Origin of the sequence: Rhizobium herbae, from assembly GCF_017873135.1 — a bacterium.
GTDB classification, from domain to species: Bacteria; Pseudomonadota; Alphaproteobacteria; order Rhizobiales; family Rhizobiaceae; genus Pararhizobium; species Pararhizobium herbae.
Map to the genome: position 1 here is coordinate 225,435 of NZ_JAGGJV010000001.1, position 22,218 is coordinate 247,652.

A 22,218-nucleotide genomic window follows, 5' to 3' on the forward strand; every position below is an offset into this window, starting at 1 on the left:
GGCGGAGCGCTCTCGATATGTTAGGAATAATGAATGTCAGATGCCCTTAAAATCGGCATTGCGGGCCTGGGAACCGTTGGTGCCTCGCTCGTGCGTATTCTCCAGGAGCGCCACGAGGCGCTGGCAACGACATGCGGCCGGGCCATCGAGATTACCGCCGTCACGGCACGCGACCGCAACCGCGACCGCGGCGTCGATCTTTCCACCATGCATTGGCATGACGACGCCCTCTCTCTGGCTGAGACCGCCGATATCGACGTTTTCGTCGAACTGATGGGTGGCGCTGGCGAGCCGGCTTTGTCGGCCGTCAAGGCAGCACTGTCGCGCGGTGTGCATGTCGTCACCGCCAACAAGGCGCTGCTTGCCGCCCACGGCATCGCGCTTGCCGGTCTTGCCGAAGAGCATGGCGCGCTTTTGAACTACGAAGCCGCCGTTGCCGGTGGCATTCCGGTCATCAAGGCGCTCAGGGAATCGCTGACGGGCAACACGATTTCGCGTGTCTACGGCATCATGAACGGCACCTGCAACTACATCCTCACCAAGATGGAGAAGGAAGGCCTGTCCTTCGAGGCCTGCCTCAAGGAAGCGCAGCGTCTGGGTTACGCCGAAGCTGATCCCGCCTTCGATATCGAGGGCAACGATACAGCCCACAAGCTGTCCATCCTGACGAGCCTTGCCTTCGGAACGGCGATTGCCGCCGATGACATCTATCTCGAAGGCATCACCAATATTTCGATCGACGACATCCATGCGGCAGCCGACCTCGGCTATCGCATCAAGCTGCTCGGCGTCGCCCAGCGCACCGACAGCGGCATCGAGCAGCGGGTGCATCCGACCATGGTGCCGCTCGATTCGGTGATCGCCCAGGTCGACGGCGTCACCAATGCTGTGGCGATCGAATCGGATATTCTCGGCGAACTGCTGATGGTCGGCCCCGGTGCCGGCGGCAATGCGACGGCGTCTGCCGTGCTCGGCGATATCGCCGACATCGCCAAGAGCCGCCCCGGTGCCCAGCATGTTCCGGCCTTCGGCCGTCCGGTTACGGCCCTGCTGCCCTACAGGCAGGCGCAGATCCAGAGTCATGAAGGTGGATACTTCATCCGCCTCAAGGTGCTCGACAAGACCGGCGTCTTTGCCAGCATCGCGACGCGCATGGCGGATAACCGCATCTCGCTCGAATCGATCGTGCAGCATTCGAAACATCCCGTCGAAACCGGCGAGCCGCAGACGATCATCCTCGTCACCCATGCGACGACCGAAGAATCGGTGCGCAAGGCCGTCGCCTCGATCAAGAGCGAAGGCTACCTCGTCGGCGATCCGCAGGTGATCCGCATCGAGCGGCCGAAGACGGCCTGATTCCATCGCCGATGCATTTTTCGCGGCCCCATCCGGTTTCGTCTCCGGGTGGGGCCGCTTTCGTTCCGGTTTGCGAATATGGCAAAACCCGCGTACGAACGAACCGAAAGTCATAGGTGTACGATGAGCGAAATGCCAGATCCCGTCCAGCGGGCGTTTCTCAATGTCGAGCGGTCGGTGACCGGGCAGCGCTGGGTATCGCGGCTCGATCAGGCCGGGCAGAACCGTGCGCTCGCCATCAGCCAGGTCCATGGCTTCTCCGACCTGATTGCCCGTGTACTGGCGGGACGGGGCGTGACGATGGACGATGCCGTGGCGTTCCTCGATCCGACCATCCGCTCGCTGATGCCCGATCCGGACACGCTGACGGATTGCAGCAAGGCCGCCGCCCGCATCGTTGCCGCGATCAAGGCGCGTGAAAAGATTGCCATCTTCGGCGACTATGACGTCGATGGTGCCGCATCCTCGGCGCTGATGTTCCGCTTCCTGCGCCATTTCGGTATCGAAGCCGAAATCTATATCCCCGATCGCATTTTCGAGGGCTACGGCCCGAACCCTGCCGCGATCAATCAATTGATCGACAATGGCGCGCAATTGATCGTCACCGTCGATTGCGGCTCGACCAGCCACGAATCGCTCGCCGCCGCCGAAGAGCGCGGGATTGATGTCGTGGTCATCGATCATCATCAGGTCAGCGCGCAACTGCCGCCCTGCGTCGCCCTGGTCAACCCGAACAGGGAGGACGATCTGTCGGGGCAGGGGCACCTTTGCGCTGCCGGCGTGGTCTTTCTCGTTCTCGTCAACGCCGTGCGCCAGTTGCGCGAAAGCGGCGACAGACGGGTCGCATCCTTCGATCTGCTTGCCCTGCTTGATCTCGTTGCCTTGGCAACCGTTTGCGACGTCGTGCCCTTGAAGGGCTTGAACCGGGCCTATGTCGTCAAGGGACTGGTCGCCGCCCGGCATATGCAGAACCCGGGACTGTCCGCACTGTTCCGCAAGGCCGGGCTTGGCGGTCCGGTGACGCCCTATCATTTCGGCTTTCTGATCGGCCCGCGAATCAACGCCGGCGGGCGGATCGGTGATGCGGCGCTCGGCAGCCGGCTATTGACGCTGGACGACGAAAACGCCGCCGAGACGATCGCTGCCAAGCTCGACGAACTGAACCGCGAGCGCCAGGTGATGGAGATCGCCATGCTGGCCGAAGCGGAGGCCGAGGCGCTGGCGGAATACGGTACCGGCGAAAAGGCGTCCATCATCGTCACGGCGCGTGAAAACTGGCATCCCGGTATCGTCGGCCTGCTGGCGGCACGCCTGAAGGAGAAATTCCGCCGTCCGGCCTTTGCGATCTCGTTCGATCCGAACGGCAAGGGGACGGGGTCCGGCCGCTCGATCAGCGGTTTCGATATTGGAAAGATTGTTCGCGCGGCGGTCGATGGCGGATTGCTCGTCAAGGGGGGCGGTCATGCGATGGCCGCGGGGCTGACGGTCGAGCGCGGCAATCTCGGCAAGCTTCGGCACTTCTTCGAGGAGAAAGCCGAAAATGTGATCAAGGACCTGGTCTCGTCCGAGACGCTGAAGATCGATGGCGCATTGGGGGCCGCCGGTGCCAATCTGGCGCTGATCGACCAGCTCGAACAGGCTGGCCCATACGGGGCAGGGCATCCGCAACCGATCTTCGCGTTGCCGGCCCATCGGCTTCGCGATTCGCGTCAGGTCGGCGTCAACCATGTGAAGGTGACGCTGGAAGGTCAGGATGGTTCGCGGGTCGAAGGCATCGCGTTCCGGGCGCTTGAGACACCGCTTGGCGATTTGCTGCTGTCGGAGCGCGGCACGACGATCCACGTCGCCGCATCGATATCGGCCGATCTATGGCAGGGAACGCGGCGCGTGCAGTTGCGGGTGATCGACGCCGCAAAGGCTCTCTAAACCAGGCGATTTCTCGCGGCGAAAAACGTGCTTCAGTTTGTGGAAAATCGAGAGACCATGGTACGCCCTAGGGGAGTCGAACCCCTCTTCCCAGAATGAAAATCTGGTGTCCTAACCGATAGACGAAGGGCGCATCAGGTGGCTGTCTTATAGTCAGCACGTTTGAATGCTGCAAGCGCTAATCCGCATTTTTTTGATGATTTTTCGCAGTAAAAACAGTGTTCACCGAGAGGGATTCGACGCCATGCGGAATCGCCCGCGAGCAAGGCATCTTCGCCACAGGCAACAGGAATTCCAATGCTGAAGGGGAGGTTCACAATGGTACGCCCTAGGGGAGTCGAACCCCTCTTCCCAGAATGAAAATCTGGTGTCCTAACCGATAGACGAAGGGCGCAGCCGTTGTGTGGGCGTCTTATAGTCAGGGCTTTTGAATACCGCAAGCGGCAAATTTCATTTTCCTGTAAAAAAGTCCTGATAAAGCGCAGCGTGTCGATATTCTTGGGAATATCGAATGATAACAGAGGGTTGCTATCAAGTTCTGCGGCGGCGGCAGCGCCAATTCCAGTCGCGCGCCTCACCGGTGTCGATATGGACCGATTCCGTGTGGCAATAGGTTCCCACACCTCCGCGGCCTGGAATGGTGCGCAGATAGTCGGCAAGTTCCCATTTGCCGACGCCGGGTACCTGGATATCGGCAGCCTGACAGGTGGTGTGAAGCGAATGCCGGCTTCCGCCGGCGCGTGCATTGTGCTTGAGGTCCCGCAGGCCGGATGTCACCATGATCTTGCGGCCGTAGTGGGTTTCCACGACTTTCAGCACCCGCAGCAGTTCCGGCTGGAAACAGCCCGTTTCTACCTTTTCGGTCTGTAGCCAGAGGCCGTTCGGTGCGAGGCGGGCGAGACCGGGCAGGGAGGCCATTTCGACCGCGGCGCTCTCATCATCATGGCCCGGTTGGGAATCGTCCACGGTCGCAAACATCGACGTGGTCCGGACGCCGGGCAGGTCGGTGAAGCCGAGCGCGGCGATCTGCTGCGGTTTCAGATTAGTGGCGACAAGCGTCTTTTTTGCCGACGTCTTGGCAAATCGATCGCCGTTGAACTGATTCCGGTTCTTGCGCTTCGCCGCGAACAGTCCGGCCAGTGTCAGGGTTTTCTCCGCCTGATCCGATTTGTCCCCGTCGTTTTGCGAATTTCCGGAATCAGGAATGATCGCCGCCGCGCCGTTCACCGTGTCCGTGGACGCAGTTTGTGGTGCCAAGGCCTGCTGTACGCTGCCATCGCGCATAGTGTCGGCACTCAAGGGTACAGGCACGGCTGCGGGAATAAGGGTGCCGTCAGCGCCAAGCTCGGCGCTTGCCACCTGCTGAGCGGCTGCAACGGAGCCCTCGGCATTGCTCGCCCCTTCGAGCGGCAGGACGACCGGGCCTGCCGCCGGCTGACCACTGTTGAAAAGGCTGTTTGTGGCGGGATTGACGCCGGTGGCTTGCCCCACCGGCAGCGGCGCATTGCCTCCAGCGGTATCTGCGCCCTGCGCCTGAACCGCATTCGGCGTCTGGACGGCAAAGATGCTGCTCGATGTAGCCTTGACGCCGGTGTTCTGCATGGTCAGCGAGGCCGGCTGGCCATTGGCTTCAGCGGGCATCATCGCATTTGCCTGCGCCGGATATCCGGCTTGCTGCTGGGCATTTGCGCCGTTGGCGACCACTTGCTGATCTTCGTATGTGCCGGGCTGTGCCTGTTCCGCTGTGTCGGCGGATGCGACTTCCGGAACAGTTTGCTCCGATGCCGCTTCCGCCGTCTCTTTCGCCGCCGTGACGCAACCGGACAGTCCCATCATGGAGACGGTCAGGGCGAGAGCGCAGCCGAAACCGCGAATCATCGCTGCTTTTTGCAGAATATGACGCAACGTTGGATCCCCACTCAATGCGGGCCGGGCGACATCTGCTGCCGTCATGGCCGATCATTTCGAAGTCGCAAACACACATCACCGGCACGATGCCCGTTGGGGGTGTCCGTGCCGCTGCTGTCGTCTGCCGGTTCAACCGGAAGCAGGATGCACGCCTGCCTCAAGCGGCGGTGCGCATCCAGATCCCCTTAACGTTTCGTTCAAACATTAGTGAACGCGCCGTTATTTGTAAACCTGCGCTGACGCAGGCGGCATTTCTCCGCCTGGTTTTCCGAATTTTCCACCGTCTGGCGGTCAAGTCGATCCGGAATGAACCAGGCGATATCCAGAATTCGGCCCTGGAGAGAGCCGGAAAGAAGACAGATATCGCGCGGCCGCATTGCGTGGGGCTTACCAGGCGCCGGTATTGCCCATCGAGGCCCAGGGTTCCTGCGACGGCAGGTTCTCGCCCTTCTGCAGGATTTCGACCGAAATGCCGTCCGGCGAACGGACGAAGGCCATGTGACCGTCGCGCGGCGGTCGGTTGATGGTGACGCCATTGTCCATCAGATGCTGGCAGGTCGCATAGATGTCATCGACCTCATAGGCGAGGTGGCCGAAGTTGCGCCCGCCGGTGTAATCCTCTGTATCCCAGTTGTAGGTGAGCTCGAGGCAGGGCGACAATTCTGTCCTTGCATGGTCCTGATCGCCGGGCGCCGCGAGGAAAACCAGGGTGAAACGGCCCTTTTCGTTCTCGTAGCGGCGGATTTCCACAAGCCCGAAAAGCTTGCCCCAGAAGTGAAGTGCGGCGTCCAGATCTTTGACGCGAACCATCGTGTGCAGATAACGCATTGGAATGTCCCTGTTTTGCTGAATATGAAGTATATCTAGCTGACAACCAGCCAGAGGCAAGGCTCGCAGGATAGTGTTGATCAACGGCAAATTTCATCCAAGGGCTTGCACATGTGCGGCTGGACGATGTTATTCTGACTGTCAAGAATCAGTTAACCGTAATGATGTGACGCGTAATCGAGGGGCTGGACAGGCAATGGCGGACAGGATTTCAGCGAAAGGCATCGTGCCGGATGACGACTTCGGCAATGACGCGCTCGATCTGATTGAAATCACCGGCGTGATCAAATGGTTCGACGTTGCCAAGGGCTTCGGTTTCATCGTGCCTGACAACGGCATGCAGGACGTGCTCGTTCACGTTACCTGCCTGCGCCGCGACGGCTACCAGACGGTGCTGGAAGGCGCGCGCGTGGTGGCCCTCATCCAGAAGCGCGACCGTGGCTACCAGGCGTTTCGTGTCCTTTCCATGGACCAGTCGACCGCCATCCATCCGTCGCAGCTGCCGCCGGTCAAGACCCATGTTCAGGTGACGCCCACCAGCGGACTGGAACGGTGTCTGGTCAAGTGGTTCAACCGCACCAAGGGTTTCGGCTTCCTGACGCGCGGCGACGGTACCGAGGATATTTTCATCCACATGGAAACGTTGCGTCGCTTTGGCCTTACGGAGTTGCGCCCCGGTCAGACCGTTCTGGTTCGCTTCGGCGATGGCGACAAGGGGCTGATGGCGGCTGAAATCCATCCCGACGTGCCGGCTCCGTCCGGTCGAGCCCACTGATGAACGCACATGTCCTGCGCCTTTCCGGAAGCGCCCTCGTGGCGCTTTTTTTGTGGCTCGTCCCGTTTTGCGCCACGGCTGCGGATATCACCTTCGATACGGCGCCTTTGCAGATCATCTCCGCCGGCGGCAAGGTTCACAGGTTTACCGCGGAACTGGCTGTTGATAGCGATCAGCGCGCGCATGGCCTGATGGATCGCCGTCATATGCCGCGCGACCGCGGCATGCTGTTCGATTTCGGCCAGACGCGGCAGGTGATGATGTGGATGAAGAACACCTATCTTCCGCTCGACATGCTGTTCATCGCCAGGGATGGCAAGGTCGAGACGATTCGCGAGAACGCCGTTCCCCTGTCGGAAGCGATTATCGATTCCCGCGTGCCGGTCGCTTTCGTTCTCGAGCTGAATGGCGGCACCGTCAGCCGCCTTGGCATCGCGCCTGGAGATATCATCGACAGCCCGCGCATCTCCGCTTCCAAGCCCTGAATGAGCAGTGCGGCGCCTGTTGGCCCGCACTTGTGGGATTGTGCAATTTAGGTGTTGCAGGGGCAGGGGGAAGCGTGTATCTCCCCGGCATCGACGGGTCACGGAGTGTAGCGCAGCCTGGTAGCGCATCTGGTTTGGGACCAGAGGGTCGGGAGTTCGAATCTCTCCACTCCGACCATCGATCACCTTTGAAAACAATAAGCATATTGATTTTCAATGGCCTTTTTCCAGTCATCCGTTACAGACAATGTAACAAATATGTTCGCTCATAGCGGCCTGTCACCAGCCACGGTGGAGGGGCCGATCGCAAGCGTTCGAGTCACCGTAAGAGTTTACGGATGGCGATTGGACGGAAGCGAGGTTGTAACAGGTATCGAGCGGTGCAGCGTTTCGAGAAGTCCAGCTACACCGACGTAAATCCTGACGTCACATCAATCGACAATCAGGCCCGCCGGTAAAGATCGGCGGGCTCTGGTGTTGATATAGTTCAGCTATTGTCCTCGACGGACGCATCCGGACCGTTTTTCTTGATCGAATCGATGGCGTTTTGAGCGCTCGCCTTGGTGGAATAACCTTCCGTGGAGAACATTACTTCGCTGTTGTATTTGAAGCGAACGCGAAATTCGCCAGCCTTGTCTTTATAAATTTCGAACTTGTGAGCCATGTACTCCCCTCCTGAGATGTTAATCACGCCAGCGTGGCAGTTGCGGTCGGCGTTGGCAAGTTTCAACACGAAGTAACGCGAACAGTCCACCGGTGAAGAGCGGCGGGCTTCCTTATTCACCTATCTGCAGACTATTGTTACATATGTTCGCGTGTTGGTGATCGGAACGCCTTGCGCGAAGAACATGTCACGCTCTCCCTCTTCGCGAGAAACTTCGCTCCACCCGGTACCCTGGCAGAGCGTTTCGCCCCAACCCTTAACCTGATAGTCCTTATACACCCAGAACCGATAGCTGTCTTTGCCGTCAACCTGACCGATCAGCCTCTCCTGCCGCAGTTGTTCTTGAGATACGCAGCCGGACAGCGCCAGTCCAGCGGCTGCAATCAATGCTTTTCTGATCATGGGATTCTTCATGTGGCGGGTTACCGATGCGCAAACCGCAGTTGCATGCAGTTAAACATGCAAGCGCGCCACCTCGGCAATCTCGAACTTCGCAGCCGCTAAAGATCGGCGGCTTTCGTTTGACGGTTAGGCGCATAGCGCGAATGGTTGTGGTCTTGCAGCCTGCGGCGAAGTCGCGCTCGCTCGGATTCCAGGCCGGGAGCCGGCAATGCTTTTTGCGGCGAAACGACAGATGCCTGCAAAATCGGCGGATATAACGCGGCAAGGTCATTCCGTTTTAATCCATTCTGCGCTATGGCAATGCGCAGTGATCGGCGACAGTGCGCCGGCGCGATCGAACCATGGTGGAGCCCGCTCAAGATATGTCCGCGAAAATCTATCGACCCGCAAAAACCGCCATGCAGTCTGGCAAGGCCAAGACGCATTTGTGGGTTCTCGAGTTTGATCAGGAAACGCCGCGCACGATCGACCCGATCATGGGATATACGAGTTCGGCCGATACCCGCCAGCAGGTCAAGCTGACATTCGAGACCGCCGAACAGGCAGTGGCCTATGCCGAGCGCAACGGCATCGAATACCGCGTCATCGCGCCGAAGGAAGCCACCCGCAAGAGCGTCTCCTACAGCGACAATTTCCGGTTCAGCCGCACGCAGCCCTGGACGCATTGATCCGGAGCCTGCCAGTTTCCGGAGGCCACCGCCTCCTCCAAGCGGCCCCTTAGCTCAGCTGGATAGAGCACCTGCCTTCTAAGCAGGTTGTCGCAGGTTCGAGCCCTGCAGGGGTCGCCAAATCGCCTACACTCCTGGGACTTCATCATCCGCCGCCAGGCCTCCCTCGTTTTCGAGGTTCGACAGGCGGCGTGCTTCCGAGCGGGTGAATTTGAGCTGGACGCCCAATCCTCTTTCGCCCTCGGGAATGAAAATGTCGCCAGCGTTCTCCAAAGTGGATTGAAGGGCGAGGATGATGTCTACCGCGGGTGTATCGAGCTTTCGCTCGAAGCCAGCGATCGTCTCCTCGTCGATACCCGAAAGCGTGGCCAGGAGCTGGCGGGACACATCGGTGAGCGCACGCGCGGCGCGGCATTGTGAACCTGTGATCATCATCGCCCTCCGATCGCGGCAAGGATGACCGAAGGTCGGCCGCCGGTCAATCGTCTGGCCGCGATGCCTAAAGCACGAAGAAACCGATGATCGCGGCGATCGGCACGGGAACGCCGACCAGCCAGATCAGCAATTCTCGCATCATGAAGTGCCGGTAATCCGATTGCATGGCTTCGGGCCTCAAAGGCGCGGCGGCTTGGATAGGTGGAACAGTCATGATCGCCCTCCGGGGCTAGAAATACAGCATCCAGATCAGGATGACGACGACAAGGGGCACGCCCATGAACCAAAGAAGACCAGCGCGTAGCATGATGAATTTCCTCCGTTGAACTGCGGCTCTAACGCGCATCTGCCGGCTTTCGTTCCGTTCATCTGGTATTGCCGATGCCAAGGCGGCGGGATCTCTCTTCAAGACAGCGCCGCGCAGTCTCTGGAACCATGTTTTTATCTCTGCGTTCACGCCGCATGGACCAGATTTTCGCCGACATGTTTCCCACAACGCAAATTCCCTATCCGGTGATTGTCGCCCGCTTCTGCGGAGCGATTTTCTTCGGCGGCTTGATCGGTTTCGAGCGCGAGGCGCAGGACAAGGCGGCCGGATTGAGGACCCATATCCTGATCAGCCTGGCGTCCGCCGTCTTCGCCATCATCTCGATCGAGAGCGTGCATATGCCGGGGCTCTCCGACGAGCAGGTGCAAATCGATCCGCTGCGGGTCGTCGAGGCGGTCACGGCCGGCGTGGCATTTCTGGCGGCGGGAACGATCGTTCTATCCAAGGGAGAGGTGCGTGGCCTGACGACCGGCGCGGGCATGTGGCTTGCGGGTGCGATCGGCCTTGCGCTCGGTTTCGGGCACTGGCTGATCGCCGCGTTCGCGCTGACGGCGGGACTGACGGTACTCTATGCGGTCGGCAGGCTTCAAAGCCTCTATAAATCACGCCGTCCGTTGCCGGAACCGAGGATAGTGGAGGGCAAAGACCAGAACAGCAAACCAAGTCCTGAAAAAGCGCGGGGCTTGAAAAAGCCGAAGCCCTGAAAACTGGGCCGCCCGAAAAAAACGGGCCGAAGGCATCTCTGCCGTTCGACCCGTCCGGTAAAGGTCGGAAAGGGGGAATTTCCTGACATCCGCAGGCTGAAAAGCACTGCAAACGGGAGGTCTCTTAACGCCCCCATCATGCCTGAGCGGCGATAATCCATTTGACACAAAGCGCAGAAAATTTGACATTTCCCGAATGTCGTCCAAAGAGAATTCCGCTCGCGGCGTAAAGGTCGTGATCGTCGCCCTGCCTGAATCGTCGATCATGTCGCTCGCCTCCGTGCTGGATCCGATGCGCGCCGCAAACCGGGTGGCCGGCCGGGCGCTGTTTGAATGGAAAATCCTGTCTCCCGACGGCCAGCCGGTCCTTTTGACCTGCGGTGTCTTGATCGCCGTGGACGGTGCGTTTTCGGCGCGGGCGGAGGGCGACTGCCTGCTGGTCATCGGCGGCTTCAATCTGGAGCGCCATGCGGGAAAACCGTTCATCGCCAGCCTGCAGGCCTGCGCCCGGCATTTTTCCGTCGTGGCTGGCATCGAATCCGGCTGCTGGCTGCTGGCGCGCTCCGGCCTCGTCAACGGCCGCGCGGCGACGGCGCACTGGGAAGAGCTGGAGGATTTCGCGCTTGCCTTTCCCGACGTTTCCGCCCGGGCCGACCGGTTCGTCACGGACGGCAAGTTCTGGACCTCCGGCGGCGCCTCGCCGACTTTCGACATGATGCTGCACATGATCCGCCAGAAATTCGGCTCGGCTATCGCGCTCGATGTGGCGAGCATCTTCGTTTACGACGAGACCCATGCGGCGACGGATGCGCAGCCGTTGGTGTCGCTCGGCCGCATGGAGGCGCTCGATCCGGAGCTTGCGCGGGCGATCCGCCTGATGGAACGCACGCTCGACCGGCCGCTGTCTATCGCGGTGCTGGCTCTTCGCGCCGGGCAGTCGCGGCGCAAGCTCGAAATGCGCTTCGCCAAGGCGCTCGGCATCAGCCCCGGCACCTACTACCTGCGGCTCCGCCTCCAGGCCGCGCACCGGCTGGTCAGCGATACGCAGTTGAGCATGCGGGAGATCGCCCTTCGCTCCGGCTTCGACAGCCTGTCGTCCTTCTCCCGCGCCTTCAAGCATCAATACGGTGAAAGCCCGCTAAAAATGCGCCAGGGACGTCGATGATGGCCATGTGATTCCGCAGGGTCGGTCAAACCCGGTAAAGCGGACGAATCAAACAATTCTCGTCGCTCTCCCTTGCCGACATCGCCATGACGCGCATATTCCTCGGTTGAATGGAGAGAGTGATGACAATGAAATCTTTGATTCTGGCCACGGCTATCGGCCTTTCATGCCTGACGATCGCAGGCTGCGTCAGCGAGAGCAGTTCCTACGATGGCGGCTACAACGGACGCCCCCGCGACTATTCCGATCGATATGACCGGCCGAATGATCGCTTGCGTGAAAGAAATGACTACGTCGTCCGCCGCAACGACGGCCGCGCCGAGCGGCGAGAGCGCGACTACCGAAGGGGCGACCGTCGCTGTGTCGGCGACCCGCGCTGCGAAGTTCCGGAGTACAACGCCGAACGGCCGGGTTACTACCGGCGTGACGGTCAGGCGCAAGGCTACTGACATGGCAGGCCGTCACGCTTAACGGGTGGTGGCCTTTACTCCTGTCGATCCAGGAATTGGCTCACATCGCGTTCACCCCGAAAGGTGCAGGGTCCATCATCACGTCGAAAGGATGGACCCTGAATAAGATGATTTGAGCATTCGGCGCGGCGGTCATCGCGGCCGTTGTTGGCTTGAGAACGTTTACACCGGCGATGGCCGCGCCGATTGTCCCGGGCCGGGGGCAGGTTACATCTGACGTCAAACCGGCCCGGTATCGCCCCGATGTCTTCCAGTCGTTCTTTCGATCCTGAAAACTTTGGCATGGCACAAGGCCCTGCCGTCACCCGAGAGGGCCGCGGCAGCATCTTTTGAGGCAGGCGGCGTGTGGCACGCGCGGCAAAAAGGCGGCAATTTCCCTTAAATCTCGATAAAACCACGCAAGGTTTTCCGAAGGATACGGTCGTTAGTGCGCTGAAATTATTGATTTTTTGGTGAGAGCGCAGGGATTCGAACCCTGGACCTACTGATTAAAAGGCTTTAGATAAAGCCTGCAGAATAAGGAGTTTCGGGTGCCGTGCGCCATTTGTGCGCCAAGAAGGGTTGGTAACAGCGGAATTATTCGTCAATCATGTCGAAGATTTTTGCGTGATCTGCGCTTGGGAACAGGTGACCGTAACGGCTCATCGTGATGTGGAATGTGGCGTGTCCGGCAAGCGTTTGAATTGCCTTTGGCTGATTTCCAAGTCCAGACTCGATCCACGTTGTCACTGCGAAGTGCCTGAGAGAGTGCCAGCCCACGTCAACGCTGGCAACTTTCAGAAGTGGTATCCAAAACCGCTTCACGAAATTCGTGTGCCTAGTGAAACCTCCGCGAGCATCCGGGAAAATAAAATCATCGTCGCCTTTGTAGCGCGTTTCTTCACGCCATGCGCTCAAGCCCGCGATCAGCGTCTTACTAAGATTGACAGTGCGCCTGCCTGCTTCAGTCTTTGTCACGTCGATCTGTCCAAAGGCATCCAGACGGCGAGAGACCGTCACCAGCCCATTTTGCAGGTCAACGTCCATCCATCGCAGCGCCCATTGTTCCGACGCTCTGAGGCCCGTTCTTGCGGCGAAGCGGATACGCAAGGCGAGGGCAGGCGGCTGCTTGCTACGAATGGGGGGCATTTCATCGGCTGCCTTCAGGATCGCGGCGAACTCATCCTTGCTCGGTGGCACAATCCTCTTGTTGGTCTCCCCACGCGCAGCCAGTACGCGAACGCCCTTTGCGACATTCCCGGCTACCATGTCCTGTTGCACCGCATATTGAAGTGTGCGGGACAGGGCCCCGATGACGCGACGAATAGTCGGCAGGCCAACAGAATTATCCTTGAGAGTGTCAATCAGGGCTGTGACATTCCGAGCGGTGGTTTCTGCAAGCTTCAAATTCCCCATCGTCGGCCGAACATGTGTATTCAACTGGCCTTTCGTGTTCTCAGTATACATCCGTGTTGCGCTGCCTTCCTTCAGACGCTTGTCGAGAGCCTTGGCGTAGGCGTCGATTGCATCACCAACAGTCTTTTTTGCAGCTTCAACACGGAAGGCCCCCTTGCTTATTTGACCTTCCACCTCGATCCGGCGCGCTTCCGCTTCCTTCTTTTTGGGGTGGTTCTCTTTGTGACGCTTCCCCTGCTTGTCGGTGTAGGCAAGCACCCACGCCTCGCGCTCTTCACCTTTGCTTGTGGTCCAATGTCGTTTCGTGATCGTTGCCATGTTCACCTCAGATATACTGATATTATGGCGCATGGAATATCGTGGCGCACGCCGGAAGTCAACCGGGATCAATCTGGCACCTGCGGTGCACTGCCCGCGTCCCCTTCGGTGCGGGTGATGGAAAAGCTCTTTTTTATTCGCCAACGTTTTCAGCGTGTTGGAATGTCAATTTTCGCTAACGGACAAGCCGGAGAATTTAAAATCTGCTTACGAATTCAATCGGGTGACTCTAAAAGTTGGTATTTTGGAGACAAGGGGATCGGAAAAAGTGGAGCAAAAACAAATGCTTGATATCGCTTGGCGCAGGAGCTAGATGGGGCTTAGGAACAGCGGGAAAGGCTGGTGAAACGACGAAAGGAAGCAAGCACAGATGGAAAACGATCTTACTATGATCATGGGCGCGGACAAAATTGCCAACGAGCTAGGCATGACCCGCCGTCAGGTTTACGGGCTAATTTACGCAGGTGTTTTAAAAACGGTCAAACTGGGCGGGACGGTCGCAATTCGCCGTTCCTCGCTTGCAAGCTGGGTCGCATCGCTGGAAGCGGCTTGACGCCATGAGCGAGCAATACATGCCGGACGAACTGGCAGAGATGGAAGCAGAGGCAGAACGCCTCTTTTATGAATACGGCCCTTCCTACAGCGAGGATGATGAGCGGGAAGCGCGGCGGCACGTCGCAACAGAGCCTGCCCCGGCCATTTCGACGGACGGCAAGACGCTGGACGATCTGGCGGCAGAATACGGTATCGTCTGCCCTGCCGAATACGACGATGAAACGGTGCCAGAACGCGAATGGTGGATTGAAGGCCTTGTGCCCATCGGTCAGGTGACGCTCTTGTACGGTGATGGCGGTGTGGGTAAGTCGCTGCTAGCGCTCCAATGGGGTCTGGCCGGTGCTGCCGATGTTGACACCCTTGGTATTTCGCCAGAGCGCGGCGGTGTCTTCTATCTTGGTGCCGAGGACGAAGAAATCGAGTTTAAGCGGCGGCAGGTGGATATCTGCAAATCTCTCGGCTTGTACCTGCGAGACCTCCACGACTTCCGTCTTATGCCTATGGCCGGTGAAGACGCTGTCATGGCAGTGCAGGACGCAAGCAAGCGCATGGTGCCCACTGAGGTATTCCGGCGCGTCGAAGCGTTCGTGAACGTCATGCGGCCCCGGTGCATCATTCTTGATACGGCGGCTGACCTTTTCGGCGGCAACGAGATAGATCGCGGTCAGGTTCGTCAATTCGTCGGGATGCTGCGCGGGCTGGCTATCAAGCTGCGATGCGCGGTCATCCTCCTGGCTCACCCTTCCGTTGCTGGCATGATGTCAGGAACGGGCACTTCCGGTTCAACCGGATGGAGCAATTCGGCCCGCTCGCGTCTGTACCTGACCCGGCCGGACCCAAAATACGACGATGACCCGGACGTGCGCATCTTGAAAACCATGAAGGCGAATTACGGCACGGTCGGCGGCGAGATCAAACTGCGATGGGAAAAGGGCGCGTTCGTGCTGAACTCGGGTTCGCGCTCTGGACTGATGGTGGAAGCGAAGGCCGAGCGAGTATTCATGGATTGCTTGGCTACTGTAGATCGCAACATAGGTCGAGTGACCTTTGCGAAAACGTCGGCGCAGTATTACGCCCCCAAGGTATTCGCGCAAATGCCGGAGGCGGATGGCGTTAATGTTCGGCAGTTTGAAAAGGCAATGGACAGCTTGCGCCGGTCTGGCCGGATCACGGAAATCAATCACGGCACGTTGCCACGCCCAACGATGGGCATTGTGGATGCAGCCGCGAGAATGAATTGAGACATGCAGGCATATGCAAGCTATGCTCGCACATAGCTGCATGGACCTTGGCAAGCTACCCTGCAACTATGCCGCAACTACCCTGCAACTACCCTGTCACTGTCCCCCCTATAACCCCCCCGCATGCCTGCGCATGCTTGCAGATGCTTGAGGCATCCGCAGCTGCTTGGCCTGCACAACCGAAGGAGAATATGCATTATGGCTAATACAGAAATGTTGGAACGCGCAATGAAGGTCTACGAAGATATCATTCGCAAATGGAACCACCACGAAAGCACTAGCAGCGAGGCTGTCTTTAAGGCTCGTGCATTCGCAAAGATCGTCGCGGAGTCCGTGACAAGCGAGGAGGTTCTCGCTTTGCTGGATGGTGTTGCTAAGTACAATGAAGCGCAGCGGGACTATTGGACCGCGATGTTTTACGGACTGCCGCTTCGTGATGGCAAAAGCCATTTCATTGACCCGAAGGAACCCTTCCTCTCCGTACTCAAATAAGCGCAGTGAAGGCTCTGGACGCCCAAGGGCGTCTGCTTCCCGCATCCATCGTGAAAGCTTTCCCTTGGCCCGCTCTGGGCCGGGGGAGGGTCGGAACATGGGCGGCGTCGGGCTGAGTACCGGCGGGGTCCATTCGAAGATACTTAGTTTCATCAATGTCCCTGATAGGAGGGCCTCGATAGATCAAAAAAATTGAAAGGAGATCAAAATGGGCCTTCGTGGACCCGGTGCGAAGAAGCGCCAATCTGACATCATGAGCAAGGAAAAGCCCCGCAAGGTGCTGCCATGGCAGGCTGAGAACCTTTCACGGGTCGAGCGCGTCATTGCCTTCCTTGAAGACCTACCCATAACCGCAGGCACGCTTGCGGGCTCGAAAATGAAGATCAGAGATTGGCAGCGAAGCTATATCGAAGCCATCTATGCGACCGACGAAACCGGCCACAGAGAAGTTGTCACGGCCATCCTGTCATTGGCCCGCAAGAACGGCAAAACTGGCCTCGTAGCCGGTTTGGTGCTGTGCCATATGATGGGCCCTGAAGCTATTCCGCGCGGCGAAGTCTATGCCGCCGCGAACGACAGGTTTCAGGCTGGCAAGATTTTCAGCGAAGTCGCGGCCATCCTCGGCCAACATCTTGAGCTTGGCGAGCGCGTGAATATCAAGCGTTTCAATAAGGAAATCGAGGTTCTTGAGGGCGAGGGCGCGGGAACGGTTTTCGCGGCGCTGTCGTCGGAAGCATCCACAAAGCTTGGCCTTTCCCCTTCCTTTGTCGTGGTCGATGAATACGGCTATGCCCCGAATTCGGAACTCTATGACGCCCTGAATACGGCCATGGGCGCACGTGATGAGCCGCTTATGTGCGTGATTTCTACGCAGGCGGCGGATGACATTCACCCGTTCTCGCAGCTTATCGACTATGGTTTGAAGCTTCAGCGCGGCGAGGTGGACCCGGACCCCACGTTCCATCTGACCTTGTTTACAGCGCCGGAGGATGCGGACCCGTGGGCATATGATACCTGGCTGCTCGCAAATCCTGCGCTCGGTGACTTCCGGTCTCTGAAGGACGTAGAGCGGCAGGCGGTGCAGGCGAAGCTCATGCCGTCGAAGGAGCAGGATTTCCGCAACAAAATCCTAAATCAGCGTATCGCGGCGCACGTCAGATTTGTAGCTAAGGCCGAATGGGATGCCTGCGGCGGGGACGTTGATGAGAGTGAGCTTGTCGGCCGCAAATGCTATGGCGGACTTGACCTTTCGCAAGCGCGGGATTTGACCGCATGGATTTTGGTTTTTCCCGAGATTGATGGACGCACGGTTGTCCTGCCACGGTTCTTCCTGCCTGAGAGCGGGCTGGAAGAGAAATCGCATGCTGACCGGGTGCCGTACCCGCTTTGGGTCAAAGAGGGCCATCTGATCGCGCTGCCGGGCAAGACAATCGATCCTGCCATGATTGCGCAGGTCATGGCCCGCGATGCCATGCAGTTCGATATTCAGGCCGTTGGTTTCGACCGTTGGCGGATCGAAGATTTGCGGCGCGAACTTGCGGAGATCGGGTGCGAGCTTCCGCTTGTCGAGCTTGGACAAGGCTACAAGGATATGTCGCCATGTGTTTCGGCTCTTGAGCGGCAGATTGCGGAAGTGGAATTGCTGCATGGTCGAAATCCGGTTCTCACCATGTGTATCAGCAACGCGATTGTGACCATGGACCCGGCAGGCGCACGCAAGCTCGATAAGAGTAAGGCGTCTGGCCGAATTGATGGGGCGGTAGCTTTGGCCATGGCATTGCGGACGGCAGAGAGTGACGCGGAAGAGGAATACGAACTTCCAGCGTGGTTGTCTGAAGACGCCTAGCGGGTATCCCTGCGAACTGCCCTAACCCCCGCATCCCGTAGGGGCGGGAAGTGCACCGCAGGTGCCAGCTTGTCCAGTTGCGCGCGTCTGCATTGGAGCATGCCATTCTGAGGGCTATATCGGTCTGAGAGGCACTGCGCACTGTTGCAGCGTGCTTTCAAAATATCCCCTCAATTTGGGGCGTTGTCGTTAGCTCGGCAGCGCCCTTTTTCTATGAAAGGAGACTAAATGGCTAAGCCAAAGACTGTCCGTTTCGGTATGTTCGCAATCATGCTCGGCACGCTCGTTGCGTCGCCCGTTTATTCCGCCCCGTGCGGCTTCACTTCCAAGAGCCTCGCGCTCACCAAGGATTTGACAGAAATCGTTCTGCCCGACTGCGACTCCCCGGATACTGCATCGTGGGTCGGCCGTGACGTTGCCAGCATGTCGGCCGCTGTTACTGGCGAGGGCGTGCTTGCGGAGGAAAGCGTCAAGACGTGGCTTGCCGCCTATGACAGCATCGAGCCTGTTCCGGTCAAGATCGTGCTGACCCTTTCGACGGAGACGGTGACTTGGACCGGGCACATGCACATTGCATCGCTCACGGTTGAGGGCGAGAACGGCGGGCGCTGCTCCCTGAACGTGGACATGCAGAGTGACGGCGAACTCATTAAGGTCATCGCCCCCAAGGTCTAAAACTATTTTTGACAATCGAGTTGATGGCCTCAATCTGGAGGTTATATCGGGAATATCAGAAGCATCTTGATCTGTGCAATGATATCCAAACTTGGCCGGGCTCTGCGCCGAAACGCAACCCGGCTACTTTTTCCCAATTCATAGACACTTGGCCCAAGCGGCCATTTAGCGAGACCTAAGCGTCTCTGATTACCTCCTCACTACACCAAAAATCATTCAGCAAAACCTTGGCTTCCAGCCGTCGATAGCCCGCAACGGGCCTTTCCACGCGCGGAGGCTTCGGCTTGCCGTGTTTTTTTGTGTCTTTTAACAAGCATAAGGAGAGCCAAATGAACAAACATCACCTCGTTGAGACCCGCAATTCCAAGATCGCAGAAATGAAGGCCGCTGGCATTTCGCCGGAACGCTTCGACGCTCTGGAAACCGAAGTGCGCGCCATCGACGGCAACCTGAAGCGCCTTGCGACCGTTGAAGCCTTCGAAGCTTCCGCCGAAACCAAGCCGGTTTTCGCCAGCAACGAACTGCGCGGCTATTCGATTGGCAAGGCCATTTCCGAAGGCGCTGACAAGCTGTCCGGCATTGAGCGCGAAGCTCATCAGGAGCTTTCCAAGGGACGCGAGACGCGCGGTATCATGGTGCCCACTGACCTCATTTTCGGCGGTGAACAGCGTGCAATGACGGTTGGCGGCTCGGCTGGCAACACGGTGGCCACAAATCTCGGTGGTCTCATTGATCGCCTTCGTCCCGTCATGGCTGTGCAGGGCCTCGGCGCAACGATCATTTCCGGCCTCACTGGCAATCTTGATCTGCCCCGCCTGACTTCTGGTCCTACCGCAACTTGGGTTGCCGAAGATGGCCCGTCCACCGCTTCGGATGCGACCTTTGATAAGGTGAGCCTGAAGCCGAAGACGGTGACCGGGGAAATGTATTTGTCCCGTCGCCTTCAGCTTCAGAACGGCGTTGCGCTGGAAAACCTGCTGCGTTCGGACCTTGCCTTTGTTCTTGCACAGGCACTCGACAAGGCGGCTATCGCTGGCACTGGCTTGGCAAATCAGCCGACCGGTATCCTCACGGCGATTGCAGAGCATGCGACGGCTGAGGCAGAACTTTCCGATGCTGCCGCCAATCTTATCGCGGCTCTCACTATTGATGACGTGACCGGCACCACGGCATTCCTCACTAACCCGGCACTGCTGGCAGTCGCTCGCAAGGTGAAAGACTCCACGGGCCGCACTATTCCGGCCTCGGAAATCTTCCACGGCGAGAAGATTGTATCGAGTAATCAGGTTCCGGCAGACGGTGCGGAAAACCCGCTCATCTTCGGCGCATGGTCGAACCTGATGGTTGGATACTGGTCGGGCGTGGACATCCTTGCCAACCCGTACAGCGATGCAAATAAGGGCGGTCTGCGCCTGCATGCTTTCCTTGACGCTGACATTGCCGTCCGTCACCCGGAAGCGTTCGCTTGGAAGAGCTTCGCCTAAGATGGCAACGGCTGTCTCATTGGATCAGGCCAAGGCGCATCTGAGAATTCTACATGAGTTCGAGGATACGAGCATCTTGGAATTCGTCGAGGCGGCAGAGGATCATTTGAAGTCGGTGGGTGTGGTTTTTGCCACGCCCATCCAACCGGCTATCCGGCAAGCGGTCCTTTTGCTGATCTCACATTTTTACGAAAATCGTAGCGCCGTCGATAGCGTGGCACTTCGCGAGGTCCCCCTTGCTGTGTCCGCCCTGACCGCGCCTTTCAGGGAGATCATTTTTTGATGGAGAAACGCCATGCAGTAGAAATGAAGATCGAGGGCCGCAAGCTGGTTGGCTATGCTGCCGTATTCAATCAGGAGACCCGCATTGCGGATTTCCACGAACGGATTGCGCCCGGCGCTTTCAAGAATAGCCTTGCTTCTAACGGCGATATTCTGGCGCTGGTCGATCATGACCCGACAAAAGTTCTAGCCAGAACGAAATCCGGGACGCTTTCCCTGTCCGAAGATGAGCGCGGCTTGCGCTTTGAACTGTCGGTGCCTGAAACCACGCTTGGCCGCGACTTGCTCGAAATGGCAAAGCGGTCTGATCTTGGCGGCATGAGCTTCGGCTTTCACGTCCCCGATGGCGGTGATGTCTGGACAGGCGACCGTCGCGAGCTTCGGAACGTCGCCTTGCATGAGGTGAGCGTTATCAACTCGGTCCCGGCATATGCAGGAACGACCGTGCAAGCCCGCTCGCGCGCATCCCTGACCCGGACGGCAAATGAGCGCCGGATTGCCTTGCTTGAACTGGAGTCCGCTCATGTGGCCGTTTAAGCGCGAGACCCGGATTGCATCGTCTGACCCGTTCCTTGGTGAATTCCTTGGCACTCGCTGGCAGGCCGTTGCGGATATCGAAAAGGCGACCGGCTTGAGTGTGGCGCATCGCTGCATTGATGTCGTGGCTTCCTCGCTCGCCATGAGCCCGCTTTCGACATATCGCGAGGACGAGGCGGGCGACCGAACCGAAGATATGAAGCACCCGCTGTATGCTCTGCTGACTGGCGAGCCGTGGCCGGGCGTTTCGGCTTTCGAGTTCAAGGAATGGCTCTATCGATCGGTGCTTATCCACGGCAACGCCTATGCTCGCATCCACCGGAACGGCAGGAGCCAAATCACTGGCCTTGAGCCGCTCTGGAAAGGCTTGGTGACTGTCGAGGAACTGACCACGGGTCGCGTCCGGTATCGCTATCAGCCACGGCACGGCGGCGTAGAGATCATTTCGCAGGACGATATCTTGCACCTGAAATTCGCCAGCCGTGACGGCATCATGGGGCAGAGCCCGGTGCAGATTGCAGCGGCAGCGTTCGGCCTAGCCACGGCACAGAGCGAACAGGCAGGGGCGCAGGCAGTCAATTCCTTCCGTCCTTCCGGCGCATTGGTACTGCCTGAGAAGATCGGCGGCGATGGCAAGACGGCGGCGCTCGCTCGCATGAAGGAAAGATTTATCGGCTCGACAAAGGCCGGTGATTTCATGGTGCTGGACGGCGGCGCTAAGTTTGAGACGTTCCAGTTTTCAGCACGGGATAGCGAATTCCTCGAAAGCCGGAAGCTGTCCAATCTGGATATCTGCCGGGTGTGGGGCGTTCCGCCTTCTGTGGCGGGCATCACTGACGGGGCCAGCTATTCCAGTGCGGCCGAAGAAAGCCGGGCTCTGGTGACCCGCTGCCTGCGCTTGTGGGCGGCACGGTTCGAAGGCTCGCTCATGGTGTCGCTGCTTTCACCGGACGCTCGCAAGACGCTTTACATCGAACACGATCTGTCCCGCCTCATGGAAGCATCGCAGAAGGACCGATACGAGGCTTACAACATCGGCCGAAACGGTGGCTGGCTGTCTGTCAACGATATCCGGCGCGACGACAACAGGCCCAAAATCAAGGGCGGTGACGCATACCTTGAACCGCTTAACATGGGAATTGTCGGACAACCTCGTCCGGCAGTCATTCCCGGCGCACCTTCGGGCAGCGCTGGCGAGCAACTAGCCCAGGTATCCACTTAGCAACACAAACTGGCCCGTCGCGAGAGGTTCGGCGGGTCAACACCCATAAGGAGAGAA

At 58.7% G+C, this 22,218-nt stretch carries 25 protein-coding genes and 4 tRNA genes; 20 read left to right on the forward strand and 9 right to left on the reverse strand.

All coding sequences use genetic code 11. The features are described 5' to 3' along the window. Nucleotides 1–33: 33 nt before the first annotated feature. Together J2Z75_RS01150 and recJ are read left to right on the forward strand one after the other, a co-directional pair. Nucleotides 34–1,356 carry a homoserine dehydrogenase gene (locus J2Z75_RS01150; protein WP_209846485.1) on the forward strand — a complete coding sequence of 441 codons (1,323 nt, stop codon included), beginning with the start codon at nucleotides 34–36 and terminating at the stop codon, nucleotides 1,354–1,356. A 123-nt stretch (nucleotides 1,357–1,479) separates the two neighbouring features. Further along, on the forward strand, nucleotides 1,480–3,282 hold the full coding sequence (gene recJ, locus J2Z75_RS01155; RefSeq protein WP_209846487.1) for a single-stranded-DNA-specific exonuclease RecJ: 1,803 nt from the start codon (nucleotides 1,480–1,482) through the stop codon (nucleotides 3,280–3,282). Between the two features lie 58 nt (nucleotides 3,283–3,340). Here recJ and J2Z75_RS01160 read toward each other — a convergent pair. The 4 genes from J2Z75_RS01160 to J2Z75_RS01175 form a co-directional block, all read right to left on the reverse strand. Next, nucleotides 3,341–3,415, reverse strand: a tRNA-Glu gene (locus tag J2Z75_RS01160). Nucleotides 3,416–3,601: 186 nt separating this feature from the next. Next, nucleotides 3,602–3,676, reverse strand: a tRNA-Glu gene (locus J2Z75_RS01165). A gap of 137 nt (nucleotides 3,677–3,813) precedes the next feature. After that, nucleotides 3,814–5,160, reverse strand: coding sequence for a D-Ala-D-Ala carboxypeptidase family metallohydrolase (locus J2Z75_RS01170; RefSeq protein ID WP_209846490.1), 1,347 nt, complete (start codon nucleotides 5,158–5,160; stop codon nucleotides 3,814–3,816). Between the two features lie 417 nt (nucleotides 5,161–5,577). After that, nucleotides 5,578–6,018: a VOC family protein gene (locus J2Z75_RS01175; RefSeq protein ID WP_209846492.1), complete on the reverse strand. Its 441-nt coding sequence runs from the start codon at nucleotides 6,016–6,018 to the stop codon at nucleotides 5,578–5,580. Nucleotides 6,019–6,214: 196 nt separating this feature from the next. Here J2Z75_RS01175 and J2Z75_RS01180 point away from each other — a divergent pair, with 196 nt between their 5' ends. From J2Z75_RS01180 to J2Z75_RS01190, 3 genes are all read left to right on the forward strand, one after another. After that, the gene (locus J2Z75_RS01180; RefSeq protein ID WP_209846494.1) at nucleotides 6,215–6,793 is read left to right on the forward strand and encodes a cold-shock protein; all 579 of its coding nucleotides are present in this window, start codon (nucleotides 6,215–6,217) and stop codon (nucleotides 6,791–6,793) included. Then, nucleotides 6,793–7,278, forward strand: a complete 486-nt coding sequence (locus tag J2Z75_RS01185) for a DUF192 domain-containing protein (protein ID WP_209846496.1) — start codon at nucleotides 6,793–6,795, stop codon at nucleotides 7,276–7,278. Before J2Z75_RS01180 ends, J2Z75_RS01185 begins: the two co-directional genes overlap by 1 nt. Before the next feature lie 101 nt (nucleotides 7,279–7,379). Then, nucleotides 7,380–7,456, forward strand: a tRNA-Pro gene (locus J2Z75_RS01190). Nucleotides 7,457–7,765: 309 nt separating this feature from the next. On the opposite strand, the gene J2Z75_RS01195 is transcribed toward J2Z75_RS01190, so the two are convergent. Together J2Z75_RS01195 and J2Z75_RS01200 are read right to left on the reverse strand one after the other, a co-directional pair. Then, nucleotides 7,766–7,942 (reverse strand): YegP family protein, encoded by a 177-nt coding sequence (locus J2Z75_RS01195; RefSeq protein WP_209848664.1) that lies wholly within the window; start codon nucleotides 7,940–7,942, stop codon nucleotides 7,766–7,768. A 120-nt stretch (nucleotides 7,943–8,062) separates the two neighbouring features. Next, nucleotides 8,063–8,344, reverse strand: coding sequence for a hypothetical protein (locus J2Z75_RS01200; protein WP_209846509.1), 282 nt, complete (start codon nucleotides 8,342–8,344; stop codon nucleotides 8,063–8,065). A gap of 362 nt (nucleotides 8,345–8,706) precedes the next feature. Here J2Z75_RS01200 and J2Z75_RS01205 point away from each other — a divergent pair, with 362 nt between their 5' ends. Both J2Z75_RS01205 and J2Z75_RS01210 read left to right on the forward strand, forming a co-directional pair. Then, nucleotides 8,707–9,012 carry an ETC complex I subunit gene (locus tag J2Z75_RS01205; RefSeq protein WP_037211987.1) on the forward strand — a complete coding sequence of 102 codons (306 nt, stop codon included), beginning with the start codon at nucleotides 8,707–8,709 and terminating at the stop codon, nucleotides 9,010–9,012. A 43-nt stretch (nucleotides 9,013–9,055) separates the two neighbouring features. Continuing rightward, a tRNA-Arg gene (locus tag J2Z75_RS01210) sits at nucleotides 9,056–9,132 on the forward strand. Between the two features lie 6 nt (nucleotides 9,133–9,138). On the opposite strand, the gene J2Z75_RS01215 is transcribed toward J2Z75_RS01210, so the two are convergent. Then, nucleotides 9,139–9,444, reverse strand: coding sequence for an XRE family transcriptional regulator (locus J2Z75_RS01215; RefSeq protein WP_327791201.1), 306 nt, complete (start codon nucleotides 9,442–9,444; stop codon nucleotides 9,139–9,141). A gap of 67 nt (nucleotides 9,445–9,511) precedes the next feature. Then, nucleotides 9,512–9,661 (reverse strand): hypothetical protein, encoded by a 150-nt coding sequence (locus tag J2Z75_RS01220; RefSeq protein ID WP_209846515.1) that lies wholly within the window; start codon nucleotides 9,659–9,661, stop codon nucleotides 9,512–9,514. A gap of 248 nt (nucleotides 9,662–9,909) precedes the next feature. Between J2Z75_RS01220 and J2Z75_RS01225 the strand changes: the two genes are divergently transcribed. The 3 genes from J2Z75_RS01225 to J2Z75_RS01235 all read left to right on the forward strand — a co-directional run bounded on the left by J2Z75_RS01225 (nucleotide 9,910) and on the right by J2Z75_RS01235 (nucleotide 12,093). Then, entirely contained in the window at nucleotides 9,910–10,479 is a 570-nt protein-coding gene (locus tag J2Z75_RS01225) for an MgtC/SapB family protein (RefSeq protein ID WP_209846519.1), read from the forward strand. A gap of 196 nt (nucleotides 10,480–10,675) precedes the next feature. Further along, complete coding sequence (locus tag J2Z75_RS01230) at nucleotides 10,676–11,644, forward strand: GlxA family transcriptional regulator (RefSeq protein ID WP_209846521.1); 969 nt, start codon at nucleotides 10,676–10,678, stop codon at nucleotides 11,642–11,644. 128 nt (nucleotides 11,645–11,772) lie between these two features. Continuing rightward, nucleotides 11,773–12,093 (forward strand): hypothetical protein, encoded by a 321-nt coding sequence (locus J2Z75_RS01235; protein WP_209846524.1) that lies wholly within the window; start codon nucleotides 11,773–11,775, stop codon nucleotides 12,091–12,093. A gap of 597 nt (nucleotides 12,094–12,690) precedes the next feature. Here J2Z75_RS01235 and J2Z75_RS01240 read toward each other — a convergent pair. After that, on the reverse strand, nucleotides 12,691–13,827 hold the full coding sequence (locus J2Z75_RS01240; protein ID WP_209846527.1) for a tyrosine-type recombinase/integrase: 1,137 nt from the start codon (nucleotides 13,825–13,827) through the stop codon (nucleotides 12,691–12,693). Nucleotides 13,828–13,944: 117 nt separating this feature from the next. Between J2Z75_RS01240 and J2Z75_RS01245 the strand changes: the two genes are divergently transcribed. The 10 genes from J2Z75_RS01245 (at nucleotide 13,945) to J2Z75_RS01290 (ending at nucleotide 22,161) form a co-directional block, all read left to right on the forward strand. Then, complete coding sequence (locus J2Z75_RS01245; RefSeq protein ID WP_209846529.1) at nucleotides 13,945–14,118, forward strand: hypothetical protein; 174 nt, start codon at nucleotides 13,945–13,947, stop codon at nucleotides 14,116–14,118. 79 nt (nucleotides 14,119–14,197) lie between these two features. Then, a complete protein-coding gene (locus J2Z75_RS01250; protein WP_209846531.1) occupies nucleotides 14,198–14,380 on the forward strand; it encodes a helix-turn-helix transcriptional regulator in 183 nt (60 codons plus the stop codon). Nucleotides 14,381–14,384: 4 nt separating this feature from the next. Continuing rightward, the gene (locus tag J2Z75_RS01255; RefSeq protein WP_209846533.1) at nucleotides 14,385–15,623 is read left to right on the forward strand and encodes an AAA family ATPase; all 1,239 of its coding nucleotides are present in this window, start codon (nucleotides 14,385–14,387) and stop codon (nucleotides 15,621–15,623) included. Between the two features lie 198 nt (nucleotides 15,624–15,821). Then, a complete protein-coding gene (locus J2Z75_RS01260; protein ID WP_209846535.1) occupies nucleotides 15,822–16,115 on the forward strand; it encodes a hypothetical protein in 294 nt (97 codons plus the stop codon). Between the two features lie 208 nt (nucleotides 16,116–16,323). Beyond that, complete coding sequence (locus J2Z75_RS01265; protein ID WP_209846536.1) at nucleotides 16,324–17,961, forward strand: terminase large subunit; 1,638 nt, start codon at nucleotides 16,324–16,326, stop codon at nucleotides 17,959–17,961. Between the two features lie 228 nt (nucleotides 17,962–18,189). Beyond that, on the forward strand, nucleotides 18,190–18,636 hold the full coding sequence (locus J2Z75_RS01270) for a phage tail tube protein (RefSeq protein WP_209846538.1): 447 nt from the start codon (nucleotides 18,190–18,192) through the stop codon (nucleotides 18,634–18,636). Nucleotides 18,637–18,965: 329 nt separating this feature from the next. Further along, nucleotides 18,966–20,120, forward strand: coding sequence for a phage major capsid protein (locus J2Z75_RS01275; protein ID WP_209846540.1), 1,155 nt, complete (start codon nucleotides 18,966–18,968; stop codon nucleotides 20,118–20,120). Between the two features lies 1 nt (nucleotide 20,121). Then, a complete protein-coding gene (locus J2Z75_RS01280) occupies nucleotides 20,122–20,403 on the forward strand; it encodes a head-tail connector protein (protein ID WP_209846543.1) in 282 nt (93 codons plus the stop codon). Then, complete coding sequence (locus J2Z75_RS01285) at nucleotides 20,403–20,939, forward strand: HK97 family phage prohead protease (protein WP_209848667.1); 537 nt, start codon at nucleotides 20,403–20,405, stop codon at nucleotides 20,937–20,939. Before J2Z75_RS01280 ends, J2Z75_RS01285 begins: the two co-directional genes overlap by 1 nt. Continuing rightward, a complete protein-coding gene (locus J2Z75_RS01290; protein ID WP_209846545.1) occupies nucleotides 20,887–22,161 on the forward strand; it encodes a phage portal protein in 1,275 nt (424 codons plus the stop codon). The genes J2Z75_RS01285 and J2Z75_RS01290 overlap by 53 nt, the downstream gene beginning before the upstream one ends. Nucleotides 22,162–22,218: the final 57 nt, after the last annotated feature.

Excerpts from the sequence above, each read along its gene's own strand:
- J2Z75_RS01205 (WP_037211987.1), top strand. The coding sequence starts at position 8,707 with ATGTCCGCGAAAATCTATCGACCCGCAAAAACCGCCATGCAGTCTGGC.
- J2Z75_RS01180 (WP_209846494.1), top strand. The coding sequence starts at position 6,215 with ATGGCGGACAGGATTTCAGCGAAAGGCATCGTGCCGGATGACGACTTC.
- recJ (WP_209846487.1), top strand. The coding sequence starts at position 1,480 with ATGAGCGAAATGCCAGATCCCGTCCAGCGGGCGTTTCTCAATGTCGAG.
- J2Z75_RS01265 (WP_209846536.1), top strand. The coding sequence starts at position 16,324 with ATGGGCCTTCGTGGACCCGGTGCGAAGAAGCGCCAATCTGACATCATG.
- J2Z75_RS01220 (WP_209846515.1), bottom strand. The coding sequence starts at position 9,661 with ATGACTGTTCCACCTATCCAAGCCGCCGCGCCTTTGAGGCCCGAAGCC.
- J2Z75_RS01235 (WP_209846524.1), top strand. The coding sequence starts at position 11,773 with ATGAAATCTTTGATTCTGGCCACGGCTATCGGCCTTTCATGCCTGACG.
- J2Z75_RS01185 (WP_209846496.1), top strand. The coding sequence starts at position 6,793 with ATGAACGCACATGTCCTGCGCCTTTCCGGAAGCGCCCTCGTGGCGCTT.
- J2Z75_RS01200 (WP_209846509.1), bottom strand. The coding sequence starts at position 8,344 with ATGATCAGAAAAGCATTGATTGCAGCCGCTGGACTGGCGCTGTCCGGC.
- J2Z75_RS01255 (WP_209846533.1), top strand. The coding sequence starts at position 14,385 with ATGAGCGAGCAATACATGCCGGACGAACTGGCAGAGATGGAAGCAGAG.
- J2Z75_RS01285 (WP_209848667.1), top strand. The coding sequence starts at position 20,403 with ATGGAGAAACGCCATGCAGTAGAAATGAAGATCGAGGGCCGCAAGCTG.
- J2Z75_RS01240 (WP_209846527.1), bottom strand. The coding sequence starts at position 13,827 with ATGGCAACGATCACGAAACGACATTGGACCACAAGCAAAGGTGAAGAG.
- J2Z75_RS01275 (WP_209846540.1), top strand. The coding sequence starts at position 18,966 with ATGAACAAACATCACCTCGTTGAGACCCGCAATTCCAAGATCGCAGAA.
- J2Z75_RS01170 (WP_209846490.1), bottom strand. The coding sequence starts at position 5,160 with ATGATTCGCGGTTTCGGCTGCGCTCTCGCCCTGACCGTCTCCATGATG.
- J2Z75_RS01270 (WP_209846538.1), top strand. The coding sequence starts at position 18,190 with ATGGCTAAGCCAAAGACTGTCCGTTTCGGTATGTTCGCAATCATGCTC.
- J2Z75_RS01250 (WP_209846531.1), top strand. The coding sequence starts at position 14,198 with ATGGAAAACGATCTTACTATGATCATGGGCGCGGACAAAATTGCCAAC.
- J2Z75_RS01280 (WP_209846543.1), top strand. The coding sequence starts at position 20,122 with ATGGCAACGGCTGTCTCATTGGATCAGGCCAAGGCGCATCTGAGAATT.
- J2Z75_RS01175 (WP_209846492.1), bottom strand. The coding sequence starts at position 6,018 with ATGCGTTATCTGCACACGATGGTTCGCGTCAAAGATCTGGACGCCGCA.
- J2Z75_RS01195 (WP_209848664.1), bottom strand. The coding sequence starts at position 7,942 with ATGGCTCACAAGTTCGAAATTTATAAAGACAAGGCTGGCGAATTTCGC.
- J2Z75_RS01225 (WP_209846519.1), top strand. The coding sequence starts at position 9,910 with ATGGACCAGATTTTCGCCGACATGTTTCCCACAACGCAAATTCCCTAT.
- J2Z75_RS01150 (WP_209846485.1), top strand. The coding sequence starts at position 34 with ATGTCAGATGCCCTTAAAATCGGCATTGCGGGCCTGGGAACCGTTGGT.
- J2Z75_RS01290 (WP_209846545.1), top strand. The coding sequence starts at position 20,887 with ATGAGCGCCGGATTGCCTTGCTTGAACTGGAGTCCGCTCATGTGGCCG.
- J2Z75_RS01215 (WP_327791201.1), bottom strand. The coding sequence starts at position 9,444 with ATGATCACAGGTTCACAATGCCGCGCCGCGCGTGCGCTCACCGATGTG.
- J2Z75_RS01260 (WP_209846535.1), top strand. The coding sequence starts at position 15,822 with ATGGCTAATACAGAAATGTTGGAACGCGCAATGAAGGTCTACGAAGAT.
- J2Z75_RS01230 (WP_209846521.1), top strand. The coding sequence starts at position 10,676 with ATGTCGTCCAAAGAGAATTCCGCTCGCGGCGTAAAGGTCGTGATCGTC.
- J2Z75_RS01245 (WP_209846529.1), top strand. The coding sequence starts at position 13,945 with ATGGAAAAGCTCTTTTTTATTCGCCAACGTTTTCAGCGTGTTGGAATG.